Source organism: Amycolatopsis samaneae, from assembly GCF_039541975.1.
GTDB classification, from domain to species: domain Bacteria; phylum Actinomycetota; class Actinomycetes; order Mycobacteriales; family Pseudonocardiaceae; genus Amycolatopsis; species Amycolatopsis samaneae.
Window position 1 is genome coordinate 545,959 of record NZ_BAABHG010000002.1, and the last position, 19,609, is coordinate 565,567.

The window sequence follows — 19,609 nt, forward strand, 5'->3', positions numbered from 1 at the left end:
CCCCCGATCGGACGCCGATTGTGTCAGGGCTCACGCCGGGCACGCCGATCCGACACGACGCTGTCGGGCAGCAGGGCGGGCGATCAGCCGAATGGCCGAACACCGATTCGGCCTCCGTGACAGCGGCCAGGCACACGGTTCACGACGAGGTCCTCACCATGCTCGCCGAGCGGCGAGCGGACACGGTGTTACCCGAGCACGGTGCGTTCGACGGGGCCGGTGCCCGAGCGGGTGAAACGGACGTGGTCCCCTCCCTCCTTCCAGTGCTCCACGACCATCGCGCTCCCCTCGACCCAGGTCAGCACGGCGTCGGTGACCTCGAGCCGGAACAGGTGGCACGGATCGGTGTTCCCCTGTACCGCGGCGATCTCCGCCGGATCGGTCACCTCCACCGCGATCCCGGCCAGCTTGGCGTCCCCGCCGTCGGTGATGCCCGGATACGCGTGGAGCGCGAACCGCCCGTCCCGCCGGAGATCGCGCGCCTTCACCGCGCCCGGCAGCGCCCCGACGTAGATCTCCGCGCCGTGGAAGTCGAGTTCGCCGCCGCTCACCCGGGGCGCGCCGTCCTTGCGCAGGGTGGCCAGCACATGCGTCTCCCCCGCGGTGAACCGCCGGTGGATCTTCGCCGCGAGTCCGGGAGCCTGTTCGGTGAAGCCTCGCCAACTGGTCATGCCCGCAGTGTCACATCCACCACCGACAGTTTTGGGCGCGAAAGCCGAGGGGCCCACCGCATAGGATTGCCCGGACCGCTCGCCCACCAGGACCGGCAGACGGGAGGACCGCCGTGGCGCTCTGGGAATCCGCGCTGCTCACGGGTCTCGGCGGCGCACTGACGGCCACCGGCGCCTGGCTCGGGTTCCGTTGGCAGGCCAGGGAAGCCAGGAAGGTCAAGGCGGCGGACCTCGCCAGGGAAGACCGGTACCGCCTCCACAACGACCGAAAGGAGTACTACCTGTCCTTCTACCGTGCAGCGGGGGAAGCCCGGCACGCACTGCACGCACTGCGGAAGCTGCCCGAAGGCGAAGAATCCGCCGAGGCGCTCAAGGAAGCACGGGCGGCACGGACAACGGTCTGGGAGGCGTACACGGCGGTACGCCTGATCGGCGCCGAGCCGGTGCGGGACAAGGCCAACCCGGTCTTCTCGTACGTGTCCGCGGCGGCCCGGCTCGAAACCAGGTTCGACCTCGATCGTTTTGACCGGTTGCTGCGGGAATTCATCGTCGAGGCCCGGGAAGAGCTCACCGGCCATGACGCACCGGCACGCACCATGCCATGATGACGACATGACGATCCGTTCCGGGAGCGATGCCGCGTAAGTCCGCGTCGCGCGTACGCGCCGATCTTCCGCTGAAGCACCACCGCCCCGGCAAACAACGAGTGATCCCGGGGATTTCCCTGGCCGCGCAACGGCAGATCGCGGATTTCGAGCGCCGCCGTGCCTCACCGGGCGCCCTCGCCGAGGCGCTGGCGACCTGGGCGCAGTGGGTGCGGCGGCCGGCACGTGACTATCACGGCGGAGTCCTGTCGCCCTGGCGAGACCACCTCGGTGAACGGTCGCTGCTGTCCGAGGCGCTGCACGCCGTGCCGCCACGGGCTCGGCGTGAGCTGCGGCCGCTGGTGAGACGGCTCGACGAGCACTACCTGCGCCGCACCTTCGACACCCGCTCGACGAGTACCGACGACTGGTGGCCCCACCGGCGGCGGCCCGCGGCCGAGCACTACGCCGAGTACGCCCTCCGCGACCACATCCCGTGGTGGCGGGACTGAAACCTCAGCGCACCACGATCTCCCCGGAGGAGGTCGCGATCCCGACCCCCGCGAGGCGCGGTTCGCCACCGACCCAGCGCACCGGCACGTCGATATCGCCCGTCCACGGCCGCAGCCGGGACTCGTCGCCACCGACTTCCAGCCACGTCACCCGTCCCGGCGCGCGGTCGTGCTCCGCCTCCGCGTACGCGCGCCGCCATCCCGCGACGCGACCCGCGCGAGCGACGTCGTATTCGATGAAGAACGGCCGGTCCCGGCCGACCTCACCGAGCAGGCGCCACCGCCCGGTGTCCCCGCCGCCGCTCGACGGCTCGATTCCCAGTGTGGCGGCGCGGGCGTCGAGAGCGCGCGGTTCGATCGCCCAGGTGAAGAGACGGTCGCCGTGCGCGGTGGCGTCCGCCAGCCGCGTCGCGGCCTCGCTCGCGCGGGCGTCGACGGCGGTGACGAGTTCCAGATACACCGGCGGTTCCAGGGGAACGACGGCGTTGACGACACCGGGCGCCGGCGAGCCGCCGGGCACGGTGCCCAGGCCCCACTCGCGACGAATCCGGTCCGCCGCGGCTTCGAGGTCGCGCACTCCGAGAAGGACGTGGTCGAGGAAGTCCATCCCGTGCACAGTAACGGCTCAGGCCGCCGGAACGCGCGCGTCGACCTCGATCTCGATCTTCATGGCCGGATCGGCCAGCCCGCATTCGAGCATGGTCGCGGCCGGGCGCACCGCACCGAAGCACTCCCGCAGGACCGGCCAGCACGGCTCGAAGTCCGCGCGGTCGGGCAGCAGGTACCGCACCCGCACGACATCGGCGAACGTGGCGCCCGCTTCGGCGAGCGCCGCCCCGATGTTCCGCAGGCACTGCGACGCCTGGTCGACGACGTCGTCCGAGATGGTCATCGTCGAGTAGTCGTAGCCGGCCGGAGGCGCGACGGGCTTACAATCGCGCAGCTCGCCCGGCGCGCCGACCGGGTGCGGGTGTCCCGCGCGATGCGGTACCGGACACGTGGATCCGGCCGCCCTCGACCACCGCGCGTGCGTACCCGATCTTCTCCTCGAAGGTCGAACCGCTGAGAATCGCCCGTCGTTCCACCATGCCGCGCACGGTATTTCAGGCCGCGCCCGCCCGTCCAGCGAATAGGTCAGGCGCCATACACGGGCTCCGGTTCGACGCCTTCGGCCAGCAGTTCGGCGACCACCGGCCCCAGCTCGGCCGGCGCCCACCGGGCGCCCTTGTCCCGCACCGGGCCGTGCCGCCAGCCCTGCGCGAGCCCGACCCTGCCACCGTCCACTTCGAACACCCGGCCGGTCACGCCCGCGGACTCCGTGCTGCCGAGCCACACGACCAGCGGCGACACGTTGTCCGGTGCCATCGCGTCGAAACCCGCGCCGGGCGCGGCCATGTCGTCGGCGAAGGCCTGCTCGGTCATCCTGGTCCGCGCGGCGGGCGCGATCGCGTTGACGGTGACCCCGTAACGGCCCAGTTCGGCCGCGGCCACCGTGGTCAGGCCGAGGATGCCCGCCTTCGCGGCGGCGTAGTTGCCCTGGCCGACGCTGCCCAGCAGGCCCGCCCCGGAGCTGGTGTTGATCACCCGCGCGGCCCGCGCCCGGCCCGCCTTCGCCTCCGCGCGCCAGTATTCCGCCGCGTGCCGCAGCGTCGCGAAGTGCCCTTTCAGGTGCACCCGCACGACGGCGTCCCACTCCTCTTCGGCGAGGTTGACCAGCATCCGGTCGCGCAGGAACCCGGCGTTGTTCACCAGTACGTCCAGCCCGCCGAACTCCTCGACCGCGTTGCCGACCAGCCGGGCCGCGCCCGCCCAGTCGGCGATGTCGTCGGTGTTCGCCATCGCCTCCCCGCCCGCGGCGGTGATCTCGTCGACCACCGACTGGGCGGGGCCCGCCGCGCCGCCGCGTCCGTCCAGCGCCGCGCCGAGGTCGTTGACCACCACCTTGGCGCCCTCGGCGGCGAACGCCAGCGCGTGTGCCCTGCCGATCCCGCGCCCCGCGCCGGTGACGACCACGACCCGTCCCGCGAGCAGCCCGCTCACGCGACCACCTCGCTCCACGAGACAGTGTTGAATTCCTTTTGGCGCATGACATCCATGGTTCGCTCGCAAGCGTCGCTCATGCCCTACCTCCGCTCGGATCCGAATTCGCCGCGGCCAGGAACGCCGGTTTCTCCCCGCCGCCGTGCACCGCCAGGCACGCGCCACTGACGTAGGAAGCCAAGGGGGAGGCCAGGAACGCCGCGCAGGCGCCGATCTCCTCCGGCTCCGCCAGCCGCCCCAGCGGGACCGTCCCGCCCACGGCCGCGACCCCGGCCTCGTCGCCGTAGTGCAGGTTCGCCAGCTCCGTCCGCACCATGCCGACGTCCAGCGCGTTCACCCGCACCTTCGGCGCCCATTCGACCGCGAGGCTCGCGGTCAGGTTGTCCAGCCCCGCCTTCGCCGCGCCGTACGACGCCGTTCCCGGCGAGGGCCGGGTACCGCTGACGCTGCTCACGTTCACGATCACCCCGCCCGTCTCCTGCCGCTGCATCACGGCGTTCGCCGCGCGCGCCACCGTCAGCGGCGCGAGCAGGTTGAGCGCGATCACCTTTTCGTGGAAGCGCGCGGACGCCGTCGCCGCCTCCGCGAACGGCGCTCCCCCGGCGTTGTTGACCACGACGTCGAGGGTGCCGTGTGCGGCGACCACCGCGTCGACCAGTTCGCCGACGGCGGCGGGATCCCGGACGTCGCAGGGCAGGAACTCCGCCACCGCCCCGCCGGCCTCCACCGGCCGCGCCGGGGGTGTGCGGGCGCAGGTGACCACGCCCGCGCCCGCCCGCAGGAAGGCGCGGGTGATCCCCGCCCCGACCCCGCGCACGCCGCCGGTCACCAGGACCACCGCGCCGTCCAGCCGAAGTTGCAGTGCCACGCGAGACCTCCGCCCGTGTCGGGGAAGAACCTGTACCCCGCGCCGGGTACCCTGCTAACGTACCAAGCAAGTGCTAGGTTTGGTAACCCGGAGGGGACCCGATGACCGTTTCGACGCATTCCCCGGAGCCCGGGGTCGCGGTGGTGACCGTGGACGCTCCCCCGGTCAACGCGCTCACCGTGCGGGGCTGGTTCGCACTCGCCGCCGCGGTGGAGGCCGCGGGCCGGGACGAGCGCACGCACGTGGTGGTGCTGCGCGCGGAAGGCCGCGGCTTCAACGCGGGCGTGGACATCAAGGAGATCCAGCGCGACCCCGGCTACGGCGCGCTGATCGGCGCCAACGAGGGCTGCGCGGCGGCGTTTTCGGCCGTCTACGACTGCGCGGTACCGGTGATCGCGGCGGTGCACGGCTTCTGCCTCGGCGGGGGTGTCGGGCTCGTCGGCAACGCGGACGTCGTGGTGGCCAGCGAGGACGCGGAGTTCGGCCTGCCCGAGGTCGACCGCGGCGCGCTCGGCGCGGCGACGCACCTGGCCCGGCTGGTCCCGCAGCACCTGATGCGCGCGCTGTACTACACCGCCTCGACCATCACCGCGCAGCAGCTGCACCACCACGGCTCGGTGTATTCCGTGGTCTCACGCGAAGAACTGGACGCGACGGCGCTGGAGCTGGCGCGGCGGATCGCGGCGAAGGACACCCGGGTGATCCGCGCGGCGAAGCAGGCGATCAACGGCATCGACGTCCAGCCGGTGCACCGCAGCTACCGCTTCGAGCAGGGGTTCACCTTCCAGCTCAACCTGGCCGGGGTCTCCGACGGGGCCCGGCAGTCCTTTTTGGATGACAAGGAGAAGCCTTGAGCGACAAGCGGATGACCGTCGACGAGGTGGTCGGCGAGCTACGCGACGGGATGACGGTCGGCATCGGCGGCTGGGGCTCGCGGCGCAAGCCGATGGCGCTGGTGCGGGCGATCCTGCGCTCACCGCTGAAGGATCTCACCGTGGTCTCCTACGGCGGTCCCGACGTGGGACTGCTCGCGTCCGCGGGGAAGATCCGGCGGCTGGTGTTCGGGTTCGTCACGCTGGACTCGATCCCGTTCGACCCGTGGTTCAACCGCGTCCGCGAGGCCGGGGACATCGCGGTCACCGAGTACGACGAAGGGGTACTCGGCACCGGGCTTTCCGCGGCGGCGCAACGGCTTCCGTTCCTGCCGACGCGGGCCGGGCTCGGCTCCGACGTCCTCCGCTTCAACCCGGAGCTGCGTACCGTGCGCTCCCCGTACCCCGACGGCGAGGAGCTGCTGGCGGTGCCCGCGCTGCGGCTGGACGCGGCGCTCGTGCACCTCAACCGCGCCGACGCGCGGGGCAACGCGCAGTACCTCGGTCCCGATCCGTACTTCGACGAGCTGTTCGCGCTGGCCGCGGACCGGTGTTTCGTGTCGGCGGAACGGATCGTGGACACCGCCGAGCTGACGGCCTCGGCGCCGGTACAGAGCCTGCTGCTGAGCCGCGCGAGTGTGCACGGGGTGGTCGAAACCCCGCGTGGCGCGCATTTCACCACCGCCGCCCCGGACTACGGGCGGGACGAACGTTTCCAGCGCCACTACGCCGAATCCGCCAAGGACCCGGACGCCTGGCCGGAGTTCGCCGACCGGTTCCTTTCCGGGGACGAGAAGGCCTATCAAGCGGCTGTGGACCGGTTCACCGAGGAGGCGGCGTGAGTGACGTGACCCGCGCCGAGATCGCCGTGACGGCGTGTGCCGAGCTGTTCCGCGGTGACGGGGAAATCCTCGTCAGCCCCATGGGGTTCGTCCCCGCGCTGGGCGCGCGGCTGGCTCGGCTGACCTTCGAACCCGACCTGCTGCTCAGCGACGGCGAGGCGTCGCTGCTGGCGAGCACGCCCGGCGCCGAACCGCCGCTGGTCGAAGGCTGGCAACCGTTCCGGAAGGTCCTCGACACCGTGGTACCGCACGGGAAGCGGCACGTCGTCATGGGCGCCAACCAGATCGACCGGCACGGCAACCAGAACATCTCCGCGATCGGCGACCACGCACGGCCGCGGAAACAGTTGCTCGGCGTCCGCGGCGGTCCCGGCAACACCGCCAACCACCGGACGAGCTACTGGGTGCCGAAACACGGCACGCGGGTGTTCGTCGAGGAGGTCGACATCGTCTCCGGCGTCGGGTACGCGCGGGCGCGGGAGGCCGGGCTGCGTTATCACGACGTCCACCGGGTGGTGACGAACCTGGGCGTGCTCGACTTCGGCGGCGCGGACCACGCGGCCCGGCTGCTGTCGGTCCACCCCGGCGTCACGGTGGACGAGATACTGGCGGCGACGTCGTTCCCGTTGGAGACCGGCGCGACGACCGAAACCCGGCTGCCGACCGACGACGAACTGCGGCTGATCAGGACGGTACTCGACCCGAAGTCGTTGCGGGACAAGGAAGTCCGGGCATGAAGACCGCGCTGACGGAGCTGGTGGGCGTCGAACATCCCGTCGTGCAGACCGGGATGGGCTGGGTGGCCGGGCCCCGCCTCGTCTCGGCCACCGCGGAGGCGGGCGGCCTCGGGATTCTCGCCTCGGCCACGATGGGTTACGACGAACTGGCCGCCGCGATCAGGGAGGTCAAGAGCCGCACCGGGCGGCCGTTCGGGGTGAACCTGCGCGCCGACGCCGACGACGCCGCCCGCCGGGTCGAGCTGCTCATCGCCGAGGGGGTCCGGGTCGCGTCGTTCGCGCTGGCGCCGAAGCGGGACATGATCGCGAAGCTGAAGGACAACGGCGTGGTCGTCGTGCCCTCGGTCGGCGCGGCGCGGCACGCGGAGAAGGTCGCGGGCTGGGGCGCCGACGCGGTGATCGTGCAGGGCGGCGAGGGCGGCGGGCACACCGGGGCGGTCGCGACGACCCTGCTGCTGCCGTCCGTGCTGGACGCGGTCGACATCCCGGTGGTGGCCGCGGGCGGCTTCTTCGACGGGCGGGGGCTGGCCGCCGCGCTGGCCTACGGCGCCGCGGGCATCGCGATGGGCACGCGGTTCCTGCTGACCAGGGAGAGCACCGTGCCGGACGAGGTCAAGCGGGCCTACCTCGCCCGCGATCTGAACGGCACCATCGTCACCCGCAAGGTCGACGGCATGCCGCATCGCGTGCTCCGCACCGAGCTGGTGGACGCGCTGGAACACTCCGGCCCGGTCGCGGGGTTCACGCAGGCCGTCCGCAACGCCGTCCGGTTCCGGAAGCTGAGCGGGCTGTCCTGGGCGTCGCTGGCTCGGGAGGGGCTGCGGATGAAACGCGGCGGCGACCGGAGCTGGGCGCAGGTCTTCATGGCGGCCAACACACCGATGCTGCTGCGGGCCGGGCTCGTCGAGGGCGACACCGGCGCGGGCGTGCTGGCGTCCGGGCAGGTCGTCGGCCTGCTGGAGGACCTGCCCGGCGTCGGGGAGCTGATCGCGACGATCGTGGCCGACGCGGAGGCCGCCGTGAAGCGGCTATCCTCCGGTTGACCGGAGACCGTGTTGTGCTTGACTGCGGACATGATCTCGGAAAGCCGGTGCCCGGTCTCCGGTGGTGAGCTGCGTGTGCTGCGCGGTGGTGACGGGCCGGTGCTGCTGCTGATCGCCGGCGGCATCGGCGGCGCCGACTCCTACCGCGCGCTCGCGAAGCAGCTCTACCCGCACTACACCGTCGTCACCTACGACCGGCGCGGGTACGGCGGCAGCACCGACGAGACCACCGGCCCGGTCGGCGTGGCCCGGCAGGCCGACGACGCGCTGGCCGTGCTCGAGCTGGTCGGCGCCGGTCCGGTCGCGGTGTTCGGGAGCAGCGCGGGCGCGTCGATCGGGCTCGACCTCGTCGCCCGGTACCCGGACCGGGTGTCGGCGTTCGTCGCGCACGAGCCGCCGGCGGTACGGCTGATGCCGGACGCGTCGGGCTGGCTGGCGGACGCCGCCGAACAGGTCCGGCTGGCACGCTCGGGCGACGTCCTGGGGGCGGTGACCCGTTTCGCCGACGCGATCGCCGGGGCCGCCCTGCCCGATCTGCCGCGTCTGCGGCTGCCGAACGAGGCCGCCTGGCTGCGGCTGTTCGACCGCGAGTTCACCGCGTTCTACGACTACCTGCCGGACCTGGCGGCGCTGCGCCGGGTGTCCACCGAGATCCTCCCGGTGGCGGGCGAGGGCAGCCGGGGCTGGTATCACTACCAGCCCGCGCGGCTCCTGGCGCTGGAGCTGGGCCTGCCGTTCACCGAGGTGCCGGGCGCGCATCTGGCGCCACAGCGAAACCCGGCCAAGTTCGCCGCCGCGCTGCGCGACCTGCTCGCCGGCGCCTGAAAGCGTTCGCCCGATTAGTCCACAAAGGACTCTCCGGCGCCGGGCTCCCGTCGGTCCGTGAATGCCACATTGAGGGACTCTGAGTCCCTCAATGTGGCATTCACGGACCACCGAAGGAATGAACGGAAGATTCAGGACACCCCGAGGTCCCCTTGCCGAACATCCTAGCGGTGGGCACCGACGAAGGCGTGGCGGGTTGTCCTTTGTGGACTTGAGTGCCCTGAAGGGGTCCTTGAGGGCGTTGAGCGCCCTCAAGGACCCCTTCAGGGCACGAGGTGTGTCTTGTGAGGTGTGACCTGTGTGGCGAGAGTTGTTCACCGTGGTCACTGATGCGAGAGAGCCACACGCGGAACGCCACATTGGGGCGCACGGAGCCGTGGTCAGAGCTGCCGGATGACGCGCGCGGGGTTCCCGGCGGCGAACACCCGGGACGGCAGGTCACGGGTGACGACACTGCCCGCCCCGACCACGGTGTCGTCCCCGACGGTCACCCCGGCGCACACGATGACCCCGCCGCCGAACCAGACGTTGTCGCCGATCGTGATCGGCGCCGCGGACTCCCAGCGCTGACGCCGCTTTTCGTGGTCCTCCATGGGATGCAGCGCGGTCAGCAGCTGGCACCGCGGCCCGATCGACACGTCGTTCCCGATCCGGATGGGCGCGCAGTCCAGCAGGATCGCGTCGTAGTTGAGGAAACTGTTCGTGCCCATCTCGATCAGGTACCCGTAGTCGCACTGGAACCGCGGCATGATCCACGACCCCTCGCCGAGCTTCCCCAGCAGCCGCCGCAGGATCTCGTCCCGCCGCCCGGTCTCCTCCGCCCCGGTCCCGTTGAACTCGTCGACGAGCCCCTGCGCGCGACGGCGGTCCGCGACCAGCTCCGGGTCGTTGTCCCGGTACAGCTCGCCCCGCAGCATGCGTTCCTTCTGCTCTCCCATGATCGCCACCCTAGCCAGAAAGACCCGCGGCTCACACCCGAGCCGGAGCCGAGGCGGGACGCCCGGCGAACGCGCGCGTCCCCAGCGCGACCACGGCCAGCACAACCACGTTCACCGCCAGGCCGATCAGCCCGACGTTGACCGTGCCAGCCAGGTGAGTGTCCACAAAGGTCAGCCAGACCACGGCGACCTCGCCCGCGACGATCCCCGCCAGTACCGGCACCTTGCCCACCGGCACCCGGCGCAGCAGGCCCAGCGCGTTCGCCGGCGCCAGCTGCACGGTCCCGGAATAGGTCAGCAGCAACAGGTTCGCCAGCAGATCGGGCCGGAAGATGCCCAGCAGCAGCGCCAGCGCGCTGGCCACCACCACGGTGCCGTGGTTGATCCAGAACTGCAGCCGCTCCCGCCGCACCCGGACGATGTTGCGCGCCACCAGCGAGGAGATCCCGATCAGGATCCCCGCCGCCGGAACCATCGCGGTCGCCGTCGCGGCGACCACCACCAGCCCGGTCACCCAGCCCGGCAGCGCCTGCTTCGACAACGTCAGCAGCACGCCGTTGGAGTCGGTCGTCTTCGGCAGCACCAGGATCGCGGCGAACCCGACGAACATCGGCAGCATCAGGCAGATCTCGTACACCGGCATCCAGGTGTAGTTGCGCCGCAGCACCTTCGGATCCCGTGCGGACATCAGCGCCGGCCAGGTGTGCGGCAGCGTCATCAGCCCGACCCCGATCGCGCTGACCACCATGCTGGTCACGAACCAGAGGTGATCGTTCGGCCCCGAATGCACGAACAGCTTCTCCGGGTGCAGCTGCTCGATCCGGTGGAACATCGCGGAGATCCCGCCGTGGAAGTACACCGGCACCGCGATCAGCAGCACCACGAGCACCACCAGCATGATCGCGTCCTTGAAGTACGACGTCGCCGCGACGCCGCGCAGCCCGGCCCACAGCACGAACGCCACCACCAGCACACAGCCGAGGACCATGCTCAGCGTCCCCGACGCGGCGTCGCCGGTCACCAGCCGCACGATCAGGCCGAGCCCGGTGATCTGCAACTGCAGGTACGGCAGCACACAGACGACCCCGATCACCGCCGACAGCGTGCCCAGCGCGCGGCTGCCGTACCGGTCCTCCAGGAAGTCACCCTGCGTCAGGTAGCCACGCTCTCGCCCCAGCGTCCACAGGCGTTTCGCTAGGAAGAACAGTACGACGTAGGCGATCGGCACGTACGGCAGCGCGTACATCGCCGCGACGCCGCCGCTGAACGCGAGCCCGGCCATGCCGAGGAAGGTGAAGGTCGTGAACACCTCCCCCGCCTGCAGGAACCACATGGTGAGCGCGCCGAAGCGCCGACCCCCGACCGTCCATTCGGACAGATCGGCCGCGGGACGGCGGCGCCCGACGAAGCCGAGTACCCCGATCAGGACGATCCCGGCGAAGGTGAACGCGAGGATCATCGGTCGGACTCCTCACCGTCACGGGCCATGAGCCGCTCGGTCAGCAGCAGCGCCGGGGTGAGCATGAGACACCAGAACCCACCCCACACCAGCATTTTCGGCAGCCCGAGCCACAGCCCGGTCGTGTTCACGAACGGCAGGAACGGCATCAGCACCAGCGCGAGCACCGGCAGCGCCGGGATGAGGTGATAGCGGCGCATCGCGCTCACCCGGCCAGCGTGGCGAGCTTGCGCACGGCCAGCTCGGCGAGCAGCGCCGCGCCGTCGGGCAGCACGCCGTCGTCGAACGTCGCCAGCGGCGAATGGTTGTCCGGTGCCCGCGCGGGGTCGTCGGCCGTCGACGCGCCGAGGAAGACGTACGCGCCGGGAACCGCTTCCAGCACGCGGGAGAAGTCCTCCGAACCGGTCAGCGGGTCGGGAAGCGCCGCGAACCGTTCCTCGCCGAACACCTCCCGCACCGTGCCGGCGAGGAACTCGTGCTCACCGGCGTCGTTGACGGTGAGCGGGTACTCCACCTCGTACCGCACCTCGACGTCGAGTCCGTGCGCGGCCGCGATGCCCTCGCAGATCCGCACCGCCCGAGCGCCGACCGCCTCCCGCGTCTCCGGTGAGAACGACCGCACGGTCGCTTCGAACGTGGCGTCGTCGGGGATCACGTTGCGCCGCGTCCCGGCCTGGAACACCCCCACGGTGACCACGACCGGGTCGAACACGTCGAAACCACGGGTGACCATGGTCTGCAGCGCGGTGACCATCTCGCACGCCGCGGGAACCGGGTCCCGCGCGACGTGCGGCGCCGAGCCGTGCCCGCCCGCGCCGAGCACCCGGACGAACAGGCCGCCCGACGCCGCCATCAGCGGACCGGGCCTGCCGGTGAACACCCCTCGCGGGAACTTCGCCGCGCTCACGTGCAGCCCGTAGGCGGCGTCGGCCGGGCGCCCGGCCGCGGTCAGCACGCCCTCCTCGATCATCCTGCCCGCGCCGTCGTGTCCCTCCTCCCCCGGCTGGAACATGAACACCACGTCGCCGGGCAGGTCCGCGCGCCGGTCGGCGAGCAGCCGCGCCGCCCCGACCAGCCCGGCGGTGTGCAGGTCGTGCCCGCACGCGTGCATGGCGCCCTCGTGCCGCGAGCTGAACTCGACCCCGCTGCGCTCGGTGACCGGCAGCGCGTCCATGTCCCCGCGCAGCAGCACCGTCCCACCCGGTCTCCCGCCCCGCAGCACCGCGGTCACCGAGCTGAGCGCCCGGCCCACGGTGACCTCCATGCCCAGCCCGTCCAGCGCGGCGAGCACCAGCTCCTGGGTCCGCGGCAGGTGCAGGCCGATCTCGGGGACGCGGTGCAGGGCACGCCGCAGCTCGACCAGCTCGCCGCGCAACTGTCCGGCATCGGAACGCAGGTTCATCCAGGACTCCTCGGGCCGAAGATCGTCGGCCCATCCTGATCCGGGAACGGCGCGATGTCGACCAGGGAACCCCGAGTGGATCAACCCGATCGGCCGAATGGCCGCGCGCGGCCTCGCCTCGGTCCCCGTGCGGGCACGGGAACCGCGGCGGTCCGGCCCGGCGGATGGTGGGGGTGAGGTGGAGGGAAGCACCCGCCGGGCCGGAGACGGGGAGACCGGTCAGCGCCCGTTCACTCGGCGCAGTCGCGGCCGCCGTTGACGCAGCCGACCACCCGGTTCATCAGGTCGCGGCTCATCACGTTGGCGAAGTCGTCGTGATCGGACAGCGGATTGTGCTTCTCCTCCGGGAACGAGTCCACTTTGTACTGTCCGGCCGCCTGGACCCCGCGGGGGATGTCGTAGACGAGGGTGACCCGCAGCTGCGGCACCGCGGTGAACCCGCGACGACAGCCGCCGTCCCGCTCCGGGAACACGATGTGCGAGCGGTGGTCGGCGCTGTCGGTGTGCCTGCCGTCCCAGCAGCTCGGGAAGTCGTGCACGCGCTCCACCTTGCTGCCGCCGGGGCAGATCGGATACTTCTCGGTGATCCGGTTCTCGAACCCGGTACAGGTCCAACTGGCCTTCGTGTTGGCCTTGCCGTTGACCGACGGCTTCGCGTCGCCGTAGAGGACGCGCAGGAACTTCGGCATGGCCGTCACCTTGCCCGCCGGGCTGCCGCGGAAGGTGAGCCGGGCGACCTCCGGCCGCAGAATCCGGCCGTCGTTGCCCGCGACCTCGTTCTTTTCGTTGACGCCCGGCAACTCCTGCTGTCCGTTCCTGCCGTTGTCCCCTTCGTCCTTGCCGCGTTTGCCGTTGTTCCGGTCGTCCTTGTCCTTGCTCCGGCCCCCGCCCTGGTCGTCGCCGCCCTGGTCATCCTTGCCCCGGTTGTCCTTGCCCTGGCCGCCTTTGCCGTTGTCACCGCCGTCGTTCTCGTCGCCGGTGTCGATCCGCACCACCGGCCAGAAGTACGTCGACTGGTCGCCGTTCTTGCACGTCGTGCCCGCGGCGAGCAGGCTCTCGTCGGTCGAATCGGCGTTCGTGGACAGGTTCCCGACGTAGTCGTGCAGGTGCTGCGCGCCGTTGCGGATCCCCGGCTGGGCGATGAAGTTGTCGGGGTTGAAGTGGCCCTCCTCGTTCCGTCCACAGTCGACGGTGAAGGTCCCGGTGGCGGCGCCGTCACGTGGCTTCGGCCCGCCGTCGCCCGGCCGGACCTTGGTGATGTCGACGAAGAAGGACTTGTCGGCCTCGTCCGCGCCGGCCTGCTGGGGAGTGCCCGACGTGGCGTAGACGGCGAGCGCGCCGACGGCGAGGGCGAGGCCGAGCGCGCCGGTCGCCAGTTTCGTCCGGCGGCCGATCCGGTGCCGGGGATGGTTCCGGGCCATAGACTTGTTCACCTCGTTCGTTTTCCCGGGTGTGCCGGAAAACCGGTACCCGGCCGTGAACTACCGAAAGAAATACGGGAGCGTGATACGCGGAGCCGGGAGCCGCCGTGGTGCGGTCCGGCCACCGGGCGGGCCCGGCACCGCTTCCCGGCGCCACGAGGTCCCGCACCCAGGAATACGGACGGCGGACCCGAACGGTTCATCCGAGATCTGCCCGTGATCGTCCCGTTATAGTAAGCTCAGCGCACGATGGCGACGAGCAGCGCGCCGTCCTCGGTCCACACTTCGAAACGCGTGATGTCCGAGAGCGAAAGCGAGGTGACCCCGCCGACCCGCAGCGGTTCGGGCGAACCCGCGACGCCGTAACCGCCGACCGGCACCCGCCAGTCGGCGATCCGCCTCGGCCCGTCGCGCGTGATCGCCCTGAGTTCGCACGTCATCGGCCCGGCGACACCGCTCAGTTCCAGCTCCACCTCGGCGCCCCACGCGCGCGGTGCGACCGTGACCTGGGCCCGCACCGCCGAGCCCTGATCCCCCCTGCCGAAGGAGGTCGCGCCACCCGCCTGCGCCGAAGGCACGGGCGACGGTTTTTCCGCCGGGGACGGCGGAAAGGACGACGCGACGGGCGGGCTCACCGGGCGCGCGACCGACGCCGCCGGTGGACCCGCCGCGCCCGCCGGACGCACGGCCATGGTCACGAACGGCGCGGCGAGCACCGCCACCGCGGCGGCCACCGCGCCGAGGAACCCGAGCCTGCGGCGCCGCTTCCGCGCGGCCGCCGACTCCGCCAGCAGGGCCCGCAGCACGCGGGGGCCGGGCGCCAGCCCCCGCGCCCCCTCCGCCGGGACCGGCGGATCCGGCCAGCTCCTCTTCACCAGTTCCAGGACGTCCGGCAGCCGGTGCAGCTCCAGCAGATCGAGCTGACAGTGCGGACAGTCCAGGAGATGGTCCTCGAACCGCGCGCTGTCGGCCTCGCCCAGCACGCCGAGCACGTACGCGGCGACGTCGGTGTGGGCGGTCCCGGCCACGCGGTTCACCCCCGCTCGCGCAGGGCCCGGCGCAGGGCCCGGACGGCGTGGTGGATGCGCGACTTGACCGTGCCCGGCGGCACGCCGAGGGTGGCGGCGACCTCGTTCACCGTCCGGTCCCGCAGGTAGGTCTGCTGCACCGCCTCCCGCTGCTCGGGTGAAAGTCCTTGCAGGGCCTCGTAAACGATCATCGCGGCGAGCGTCCGATCCGATTCGTCCGGCACACAGATCGCGTCCGAGGAGATCTCTTCCAGCTCCTGGGGCCGGGCGCTGCGGCTGCGCCAGCCGTCGATGACGATGCGCCGGGCCACGGTGAACAGCCAGGCACGCAGCATCTCCGGCTGGCGGTCGAGCCGGTCCGCGTTCCGCCACGCCTTGATCAGGGTCTCCTGCACCACGTCCTCGGCCCACTGCCGGTCATGACCGGTGAGCCTGAGCGTGAACGCCATCAAGGACCCGCCGAACTCCTCGTACAACGCCTTGGCCAGGTCGTCATGAGTATTGGAGCCGGAATCATGACCAGCGACCGGGCGCAGCGTCCGACTGTGCCGTCCCACGCCGGACATCCTTGTGCCCCACCCGGTTGTTCGTCCAGTACCAAAATCCTGGGCCATCCGGCGCAAAGTTTTTTGAACCGTTTCGCGGCTGTGACCGTATCCACTACCGAAGACCCCGACAGAGCGTTGTCCCCCGCAACGCACGGTATCCACGGGGACGGACCGTCCACTGTGGATCTTTCGCGCCCTTTTCCCGTTGCGCCGCCGCGACGGCGCGCGCCCCCGCCCGAGGAGAAAGCCGTGAACCGTATCCTTCGCCGCCTCACGCCGCCCGCGGTGGGCCTCACCGCGCTCGCGGCGCTCACCGGCTGCCAGGCGGGCGCCACGAGCCCGTCCGCCTACCCGATGGACCCCGGCGCCATGACACAGGGTGACGGCATGACGATGGCGCCGACCGACGACGCCGACCCGGCCAGGGCGGCGCTGCGGGCCGCCCGCCCGTTCGACCTCGGCCCCATGGTCGTGGACGGCAGCGGATACGCGGTGTACCGCTACGACCGGGACTCCGCCGCCCCGCCGCGTTCGACCTGTTCCGACGCCTGCGCCCGGGTCTGGACGCCGGTGCGGGCCGACGGCGAGATCCCGCTGACCGGCATCGACCGGGCGCTGGTCGGCAAGGTCACCCGCGCCGACGGGAGCGACCAGGTCACCCTCGCCGGCTGGCCGCTCTACCGCTGCGCCCGCGACGAAATGCCCGGCGAGACCGCGGGCCAGGGCACCGACCGCGCCTGGTACCCGATCACCCCGGACGGGCGCCGGATCGAAACGACCCAGGACACCTGGCGGGCCGATGCGTTCCGCCTCTGACCGTCGCGCCCGTTCCCGCGCGCTGGGCCTGCTCCTGCCGGTGCTCGTGGCGCTGGGCCCGGCCGGGACCGCCGCCGCGGTCGAGGAGTCCGACGCGACACTGGTGGTCAAGGTCCGCCAGGCCGGGCTCTGGGAGATGCCGTCGGGGACGTGGGCCCAGACGCGTTCGGAGAATCCCCGGGTGAAAGACGTCGGGCGGGCGCTGCTGATCGACCACGGCCGGCTCGACGTCGCGACCCGCGCGCTGGCGGGCGAACTCGGCGTCGCACTGCCCGCCGAGCCGACCGCCGAACAGCGGGGCTGGCTCGGCGAGGAACGGGCCGCGCGCACCCCCGCCGACTTCGACCGCGTCTTCGCCAACCGCCTGCGCGCCGCGCACGGCCAGATCCTCGCCACCATCGCCCAGGTGCGCGCGGGCACCAGGGACGACCGCGTCCGCGCCTACGCGACCACCGCCAACCAGGCCGTGCTCCGGCACATCACGCTGCTGGAGAGCACCGGGCTGATCGACTACAGCGCGCTGCCCCCGGCGAACGTGGCCGCGACGGCACCGGCACCCGGCGGCCTCGCACTGTCCACTATGGACGTCCTGACCGCGGCGGTGCTGGCGCTGCTGCTGGGCGGCGGCATGGTCGGTGGCCTGCGGCTGCTGCGGGCGGGCCGCGGCCGCGCCGCCGCGGCGTCCACCGGGACGGGGGCCGGCCGTGGTTGACACCTGGCACGACGTCGCGGCCGTACTGGCCCAGCAGCTCCAGCCGAACACCGATCCCGCCGCCCGCGGCGTCGCCGCCCTGTGCGCGCGCCTGTCCTACGCGGCCATGTGCCTCACCCTGACCTGGGGCGTGCTGACCGCCACCGGCTGGGTGCGCTCGGTGACCGGCCGCAAGGCGCTCCGCACCGGCCATCTGGTGCTGGCGACCATGACACTGGTGTTCGCCGGGGTGCACGCGCTCGGCTTCTTCTACCTGACCGTCGCCCCGTACGGACTCGGCTACCTGTTCGTCCCGTTCCTGCCCACGCAGGAGGCCCGGCACACCGCGGGCATCCTCGGCTTCGAGGTCATGCTGGCGATCGCGATCACCGCCGGGCTGCAACGCTGGACGTCCTACCGGCGCTGGCTGTGGCTGCACCGCTGCGCCTATCCCGCGGTCGGGCTCGCCGCGCTCCACGCCTGGTTCGGCGCGATCGCCAACGGTCACCTTCCGGTGCTGTGGCTGGGCGGGATCACCCTGCTGGTACCCGCGCTGACCGTGGCGGCGCTGCGGTTCCTGCCGGCCAGGACCCTGGAACGGCTCGGGCTCGTCGAAGAACAGGTGGCCTGACATGGGTGTGCGGATAACCCCGGCGAGCGGTACCCGGGTCGGCGTCGACAACGACCGCTGCGAGCTGTACGGAATCTGCGTGATGGAGGCCCCCGGGCTGTTCGCGCTCGGCGCCGACGGCAGGCTGCGGTTCCGGAAACACCCGCTCGGGCCGGAGGAAAAGGAGCAGGCCGTCGCGGCCGCCCGCGCCTGTCCCCTGCAGGCTGTCGTCCTGAGAGGGGACGTCCATGGCTGACGGCGACCGGATCGTCATCGTCGGCGCGGGTGTCGGCGGCCTCCGCGCCGCGGAACGCCTGCGGGAGATCGGTTTCGACGGCGAACTCGTGCTCGTCGGGGACGAACCGCGCCGCCCGTACCACCGGCCCGCGGTGTCGAAACAGCTGGTCATGGGAGCCGCCCGGCCCGCCGACGTCACATTGAAGGCCTACCGCGACCTCGACGCGCACTGGCGGCTCGGCACCCGCGCGACCCACCTCGACACCCTGGAGCGGGTCGTGTACCTGCCGGGCGGGGAGTCGCTCTGGTACGACGGGCTCGTCCTCGCGACCGGGGTGCATCCCCGGCACCTGCCCGGTTCCCCGCGCCACGACCCGCGGGTGCGGGTGCTGCGGACCGTGGACGACGCGCTCGCGGTGCGGCGCTGTCTCGCCGCGAGCACCCGGCCCGCCGTGGTCATCGGCGGTGGCCTGATCGGCAACGAGCTCGCCGCGAGCCTGCGCCACCTCGGCCGCGACGTCACCCTGGTCGGCCACGCGCGGGCGCCGCTGCACCGCTTCGGCGAGCGGGTCGCGAACTCCGTCGTCGCGCTGCACGACGAGCACCGCGCGAAACTGGCGATGCGCTCGGAGGTGCGGCACTGGATCAGCACCAAGGACACGGTCGGGCTGCACCTGACCACCAACCAGCTGCTGGTGGCGAGCGTGGTCGTCCTCGCGATCGGCAGCGTGCCGCAGGTGGACTGGCTGCGCGGGTCCGGCCTGGACGTCTCCGACGGCGTGCTCTGCGAGCCGACGCTGTTCGCCGAGGGCGCCGACGACGTCGTGGCCGCCGGGGACCTCGCCCGCTGGCCGAACCTCCGCTTCGACGAGCGGCCGAGGCGGGTCGAGCACTGGATCAACGCGGTCGAATCGGCCCGCGCCGCGGCGGAGAACCTCATGGCGGGCCGTTCCTCGGCGAAGCCGTTCACCCCGCTGCCCCGGGCGTGGTCGACCCTCTACGACGTCCGGCTGCAGATGGCCGGGCTCCCCACGCTCGGCGAGGACACCGTCGGTCTCGCCGACGGGGTGACCGGGTTCGTCCGCGGCGGCGAGCTGGTCGGCGTCTGCGCGTGGGACCGGCCCCGGGCGATGCTCGGCTGGACCGCCGAGCTGGCCCGCCGGCTGCCCGCCCCCGCCGACGCCCCGACCGGCGCCGTTCCCCTCCAGCCCCGCCCCGCGGTGCCCTCCGGCCCCTGGGCCACCGCCGCGGCGGGGTGACCGGGACGCGCCGCGCGCGGCGGCCGCGTCCCCACACCGGCCACTCGTTCTCCTACGCGGCGGGAGAACGGGTGGCCGGTCCCGCGAAACTCATGTGATCAGCGGCGTAACTCGCGTGTTCGGACCCGTACCCTCGTCCCATCACGCGTGTTACGCCTTCAATCACCCGTGTCACGCCTCCGATCACGGGTGTCCCGCGTTCACGC

Annotated in this window: 24 protein-coding genes; 12 read left to right on the forward strand and 12 right to left on the reverse strand. The window is 72.0% G+C overall.

The genetic code is table 11. The features are described from left to right. Nucleotides 1-188: 188 nt before the first annotated feature. Nucleotides 189-671 (reverse strand): pyridoxamine 5'-phosphate oxidase family protein, encoded by a 483-nt coding sequence (locus ABD987_RS05745; RefSeq protein ID WP_345387696.1) that lies wholly within the window; start codon nucleotides 669-671, stop codon nucleotides 189-191. A gap of 113 nt (nucleotides 672-784) precedes the next feature. Between ABD987_RS05745 and ABD987_RS05750 the strand changes: the two genes are divergently transcribed. Beyond that, nucleotides 785-1,276: a hypothetical protein gene (locus ABD987_RS05750; RefSeq protein ID WP_345387698.1), complete on the forward strand. Its 492-nt coding sequence runs from the start codon at nucleotides 785-787 to the stop codon at nucleotides 1,274-1,276. A 29-nt stretch (nucleotides 1,277-1,305) separates the two neighbouring features. Continuing rightward, nucleotides 1,306-1,767, forward strand: coding sequence for a hypothetical protein (locus ABD987_RS05755; protein ID WP_345387700.1), 462 nt, complete (start codon nucleotides 1,306-1,308; stop codon nucleotides 1,765-1,767). A 4-nt stretch (nucleotides 1,768-1,771) separates the two neighbouring features. Here ABD987_RS05755 and ABD987_RS05760 read toward each other — a convergent pair whose 3' ends face one another. The 4 genes from ABD987_RS05760 to ABD987_RS05775 form a co-directional block, all read right to left on the reverse strand. After that, nucleotides 1,772-2,374 carry a VOC family protein gene (locus ABD987_RS05760; RefSeq protein ID WP_345387702.1) on the reverse strand — a complete coding sequence of 201 codons (603 nt, stop codon included), beginning with the start codon at nucleotides 2,372-2,374 and terminating at the stop codon, nucleotides 1,772-1,774. A gap of 18 nt (nucleotides 2,375-2,392) precedes the next feature. Next, a complete protein-coding gene (locus ABD987_RS05765) occupies nucleotides 2,393-2,659 on the reverse strand; it encodes a Rid family hydrolase (protein WP_345387704.1) in 267 nt (88 codons plus the stop codon). A 242-nt stretch (nucleotides 2,660-2,901) separates the two neighbouring features. Then, nucleotides 2,902-3,807 carry an SDR family oxidoreductase gene (locus tag ABD987_RS05770; protein ID WP_345387706.1) on the reverse strand — a complete coding sequence of 302 codons (906 nt, stop codon included), beginning with the start codon at nucleotides 3,805-3,807 and terminating at the stop codon, nucleotides 2,902-2,904. A gap of 76 nt (nucleotides 3,808-3,883) precedes the next feature. Continuing rightward, nucleotides 3,884-4,675: an SDR family oxidoreductase gene (locus ABD987_RS05775; RefSeq protein WP_345387708.1), complete on the reverse strand. Its 792-nt coding sequence runs from the start codon at nucleotides 4,673-4,675 to the stop codon at nucleotides 3,884-3,886. 101 nt (nucleotides 4,676-4,776) lie between these two features. On the opposite strand from ABD987_RS05775, the gene ABD987_RS05780 reads away from it, so the two are divergent. The 5 genes from ABD987_RS05780 to ABD987_RS05800 are packed head-to-tail and all read left to right on the forward strand — an operon-like array spanning nucleotide 4,777 to nucleotide 8,994. Continuing rightward, nucleotides 4,777-5,529, forward strand: coding sequence for an enoyl-CoA hydratase family protein (locus tag ABD987_RS05780; protein WP_345387710.1), 753 nt, complete (start codon nucleotides 4,777-4,779; stop codon nucleotides 5,527-5,529). Next, nucleotides 5,526-6,389 (forward strand): CoA transferase subunit A, encoded by an 864-nt coding sequence (locus ABD987_RS05785; RefSeq protein ID WP_345387712.1) that lies wholly within the window; start codon nucleotides 5,526-5,528, stop codon nucleotides 6,387-6,389. The genes ABD987_RS05780 and ABD987_RS05785 overlap by 4 nt, the downstream gene beginning before the upstream one ends. Next, complete coding sequence (locus ABD987_RS05790; RefSeq protein WP_345387714.1) at nucleotides 6,386-7,126, forward strand: CoA-transferase subunit beta; 741 nt, start codon at nucleotides 6,386-6,388, stop codon at nucleotides 7,124-7,126. The genes ABD987_RS05785 and ABD987_RS05790 overlap by 4 nt, the downstream gene beginning before the upstream one ends. Continuing rightward, complete coding sequence (locus ABD987_RS05795) at nucleotides 7,123-8,169, forward strand: NAD(P)H-dependent flavin oxidoreductase (protein ID WP_345387716.1); 1,047 nt, start codon at nucleotides 7,123-7,125, stop codon at nucleotides 8,167-8,169. The genes ABD987_RS05790 and ABD987_RS05795 overlap by 4 nt, the downstream gene beginning before the upstream one ends. Nucleotides 8,170-8,199: 30 nt before the next feature. After that, entirely contained in the window at nucleotides 8,200-8,994 is a 795-nt protein-coding gene (locus tag ABD987_RS05800) for an alpha/beta fold hydrolase (RefSeq protein ID WP_345387719.1), read from the forward strand. Nucleotides 8,995-9,374: 380 nt separating this feature from the next. On the opposite strand, the gene ABD987_RS05805 is transcribed toward ABD987_RS05800, so the two are convergent. The 7 genes from ABD987_RS05805 to ABD987_RS05835 form a co-directional block, all read right to left on the reverse strand. After that, nucleotides 9,375-9,932, reverse strand: a complete 558-nt coding sequence (locus ABD987_RS05805; RefSeq protein ID WP_345387721.1) for a sugar O-acetyltransferase — start codon at nucleotides 9,930-9,932, stop codon at nucleotides 9,375-9,377. A gap of 31 nt (nucleotides 9,933-9,963) precedes the next feature. Beyond that, entirely contained in the window at nucleotides 9,964-11,391 is a 1,428-nt protein-coding gene (locus ABD987_RS05810) for a sodium:solute symporter family protein (protein WP_345387723.1), read from the reverse strand. Next, complete coding sequence (locus ABD987_RS05815; protein WP_345388267.1) at nucleotides 11,388-11,591, reverse strand: hypothetical protein; 204 nt, start codon at nucleotides 11,589-11,591, stop codon at nucleotides 11,388-11,390. The genes ABD987_RS05810 and ABD987_RS05815 overlap by 4 nt, the downstream gene beginning before the upstream one ends. A 5-nt stretch (nucleotides 11,592-11,596) precedes the next feature. Beyond that, the gene (locus tag ABD987_RS05820) at nucleotides 11,597-12,793 is read right to left on the reverse strand and encodes a M20 metallopeptidase family protein (protein WP_345387725.1); all 1,197 of its coding nucleotides are present in this window, start codon (nucleotides 12,791-12,793) and stop codon (nucleotides 11,597-11,599) included. 230 nt (nucleotides 12,794-13,023) lie between these two features. After that, entirely contained in the window at nucleotides 13,024-14,214 is a 1,191-nt protein-coding gene (locus tag ABD987_RS05825; protein ID WP_345387727.1) for a DUF1996 domain-containing protein, read from the reverse strand. A gap of 239 nt (nucleotides 14,215-14,453) precedes the next feature. Beyond that, nucleotides 14,454-15,242: an anti-sigma factor family protein gene (locus ABD987_RS05830; protein ID WP_345387729.1), complete on the reverse strand. Its 789-nt coding sequence runs from the start codon at nucleotides 15,240-15,242 to the stop codon at nucleotides 14,454-14,456. 5 nt (nucleotides 15,243-15,247) lie between these two features. Next, nucleotides 15,248-15,799, reverse strand: coding sequence for a sigma-70 family RNA polymerase sigma factor (locus ABD987_RS05835; RefSeq protein WP_345387731.1), 552 nt, complete (start codon nucleotides 15,797-15,799; stop codon nucleotides 15,248-15,250). A 240-nt stretch (nucleotides 15,800-16,039) separates the two neighbouring features. On the opposite strand from ABD987_RS05835, the gene ABD987_RS05840 reads away from it, so the two are divergent. The 5 genes from ABD987_RS05840 to ABD987_RS05860 are packed head-to-tail and all read left to right on the forward strand — an operon-like array spanning nucleotide 16,040 to nucleotide 19,403. Next, on the forward strand, nucleotides 16,040-16,606 hold the full coding sequence (locus ABD987_RS05840; RefSeq protein WP_345387733.1) for a hypothetical protein: 567 nt from the start codon (nucleotides 16,040-16,042) through the stop codon (nucleotides 16,604-16,606). Next, nucleotides 16,590-17,318: a DUF4142 domain-containing protein gene (locus tag ABD987_RS05845; protein ID WP_345387735.1), complete on the forward strand. Its 729-nt coding sequence runs from the start codon at nucleotides 16,590-16,592 to the stop codon at nucleotides 17,316-17,318. Before ABD987_RS05840 ends, ABD987_RS05845 begins: the two co-directional genes overlap by 17 nt. Beyond that, on the forward strand, nucleotides 17,311-17,928 hold the full coding sequence (locus tag ABD987_RS05850; RefSeq protein WP_345387737.1) for a ferric reductase-like transmembrane domain-containing protein: 618 nt from the start codon (nucleotides 17,311-17,313) through the stop codon (nucleotides 17,926-17,928). Before ABD987_RS05845 ends, ABD987_RS05850 begins: the two co-directional genes overlap by 8 nt. Before the next feature lies 1 nt (nucleotide 17,929). Beyond that, nucleotides 17,930-18,163 (forward strand): ferredoxin, encoded by a 234-nt coding sequence (locus tag ABD987_RS05855; RefSeq protein ID WP_345387739.1) that lies wholly within the window; start codon nucleotides 17,930-17,932, stop codon nucleotides 18,161-18,163. Continuing rightward, nucleotides 18,156-19,403: an NAD(P)/FAD-dependent oxidoreductase gene (locus ABD987_RS05860; protein ID WP_345387741.1), complete on the forward strand. Its 1,248-nt coding sequence runs from the start codon at nucleotides 18,156-18,158 to the stop codon at nucleotides 19,401-19,403. The genes ABD987_RS05855 and ABD987_RS05860 overlap by 8 nt, the downstream gene beginning before the upstream one ends. Nucleotides 19,404-19,609 lie beyond the last annotated feature (206 nt).

What these genes read in the sequence shown, in the direction of transcription:
- ABD987_RS05745 (WP_345387696.1), bottom strand. Translation starts at nt 671, where the DNA reads ATGACCAGTTGGCGAGGCTTCACCGAACAGGCTCCCGGACTCGCGGCG.
- ABD987_RS05755 (WP_345387700.1), top strand. Translation starts at nt 1,306, where the DNA reads ATGCCGCGTAAGTCCGCGTCGCGCGTACGCGCCGATCTTCCGCTGAAG.
- ABD987_RS05760 (WP_345387702.1), bottom strand. Translation starts at nt 2,374, where the DNA reads ATGGACTTCCTCGACCACGTCCTTCTCGGAGTGCGCGACCTCGAAGCC.
- ABD987_RS05765 (WP_345387704.1), bottom strand. Translation starts at nt 2,659, where the DNA reads ATGACCATCTCGGACGACGTCGTCGACCAGGCGTCGCAGTGCCTGCGG.
- ABD987_RS05780 (WP_345387710.1), top strand. Translation starts at nt 4,777, where the DNA reads ATGACCGTTTCGACGCATTCCCCGGAGCCCGGGGTCGCGGTGGTGACC.
- ABD987_RS05795 (WP_345387716.1), top strand. Translation starts at nt 7,123, where the DNA reads ATGAAGACCGCGCTGACGGAGCTGGTGGGCGTCGAACATCCCGTCGTG.
- ABD987_RS05800 (WP_345387719.1), top strand. Translation starts at nt 8,200, where the DNA reads ATGATCTCGGAAAGCCGGTGCCCGGTCTCCGGTGGTGAGCTGCGTGTG.
- ABD987_RS05805 (WP_345387721.1), bottom strand. Translation starts at nt 9,932, where the DNA reads ATGGGAGAGCAGAAGGAACGCATGCTGCGGGGCGAGCTGTACCGGGAC.
- ABD987_RS05810 (WP_345387723.1), bottom strand. Translation starts at nt 11,391, where the DNA reads ATGATCCTCGCGTTCACCTTCGCCGGGATCGTCCTGATCGGGGTACTC.
- ABD987_RS05815 (WP_345388267.1), bottom strand. Translation starts at nt 11,591, where the DNA reads ATGCGCCGCTATCACCTCATCCCGGCGCTGCCGGTGCTCGCGCTGGTG.
- ABD987_RS05820 (WP_345387725.1), bottom strand. Translation starts at nt 12,793, where the DNA reads ATGAACCTGCGTTCCGATGCCGGACAGTTGCGCGGCGAGCTGGTCGAG.
- ABD987_RS05825 (WP_345387727.1), bottom strand. Translation starts at nt 14,214, where the DNA reads ATGGCCCGGAACCATCCCCGGCACCGGATCGGCCGCCGGACGAAACTG.
- ABD987_RS05845 (WP_345387735.1), top strand. Translation starts at nt 16,590, where the DNA reads ATGCGTTCCGCCTCTGACCGTCGCGCCCGTTCCCGCGCGCTGGGCCTG.
- ABD987_RS05855 (WP_345387739.1), top strand. Translation starts at nt 17,930, where the DNA reads ATGGGTGTGCGGATAACCCCGGCGAGCGGTACCCGGGTCGGCGTCGAC.
- ABD987_RS05860 (WP_345387741.1), top strand. Translation starts at nt 18,156, where the DNA reads ATGGCTGACGGCGACCGGATCGTCATCGTCGGCGCGGGTGTCGGCGGC.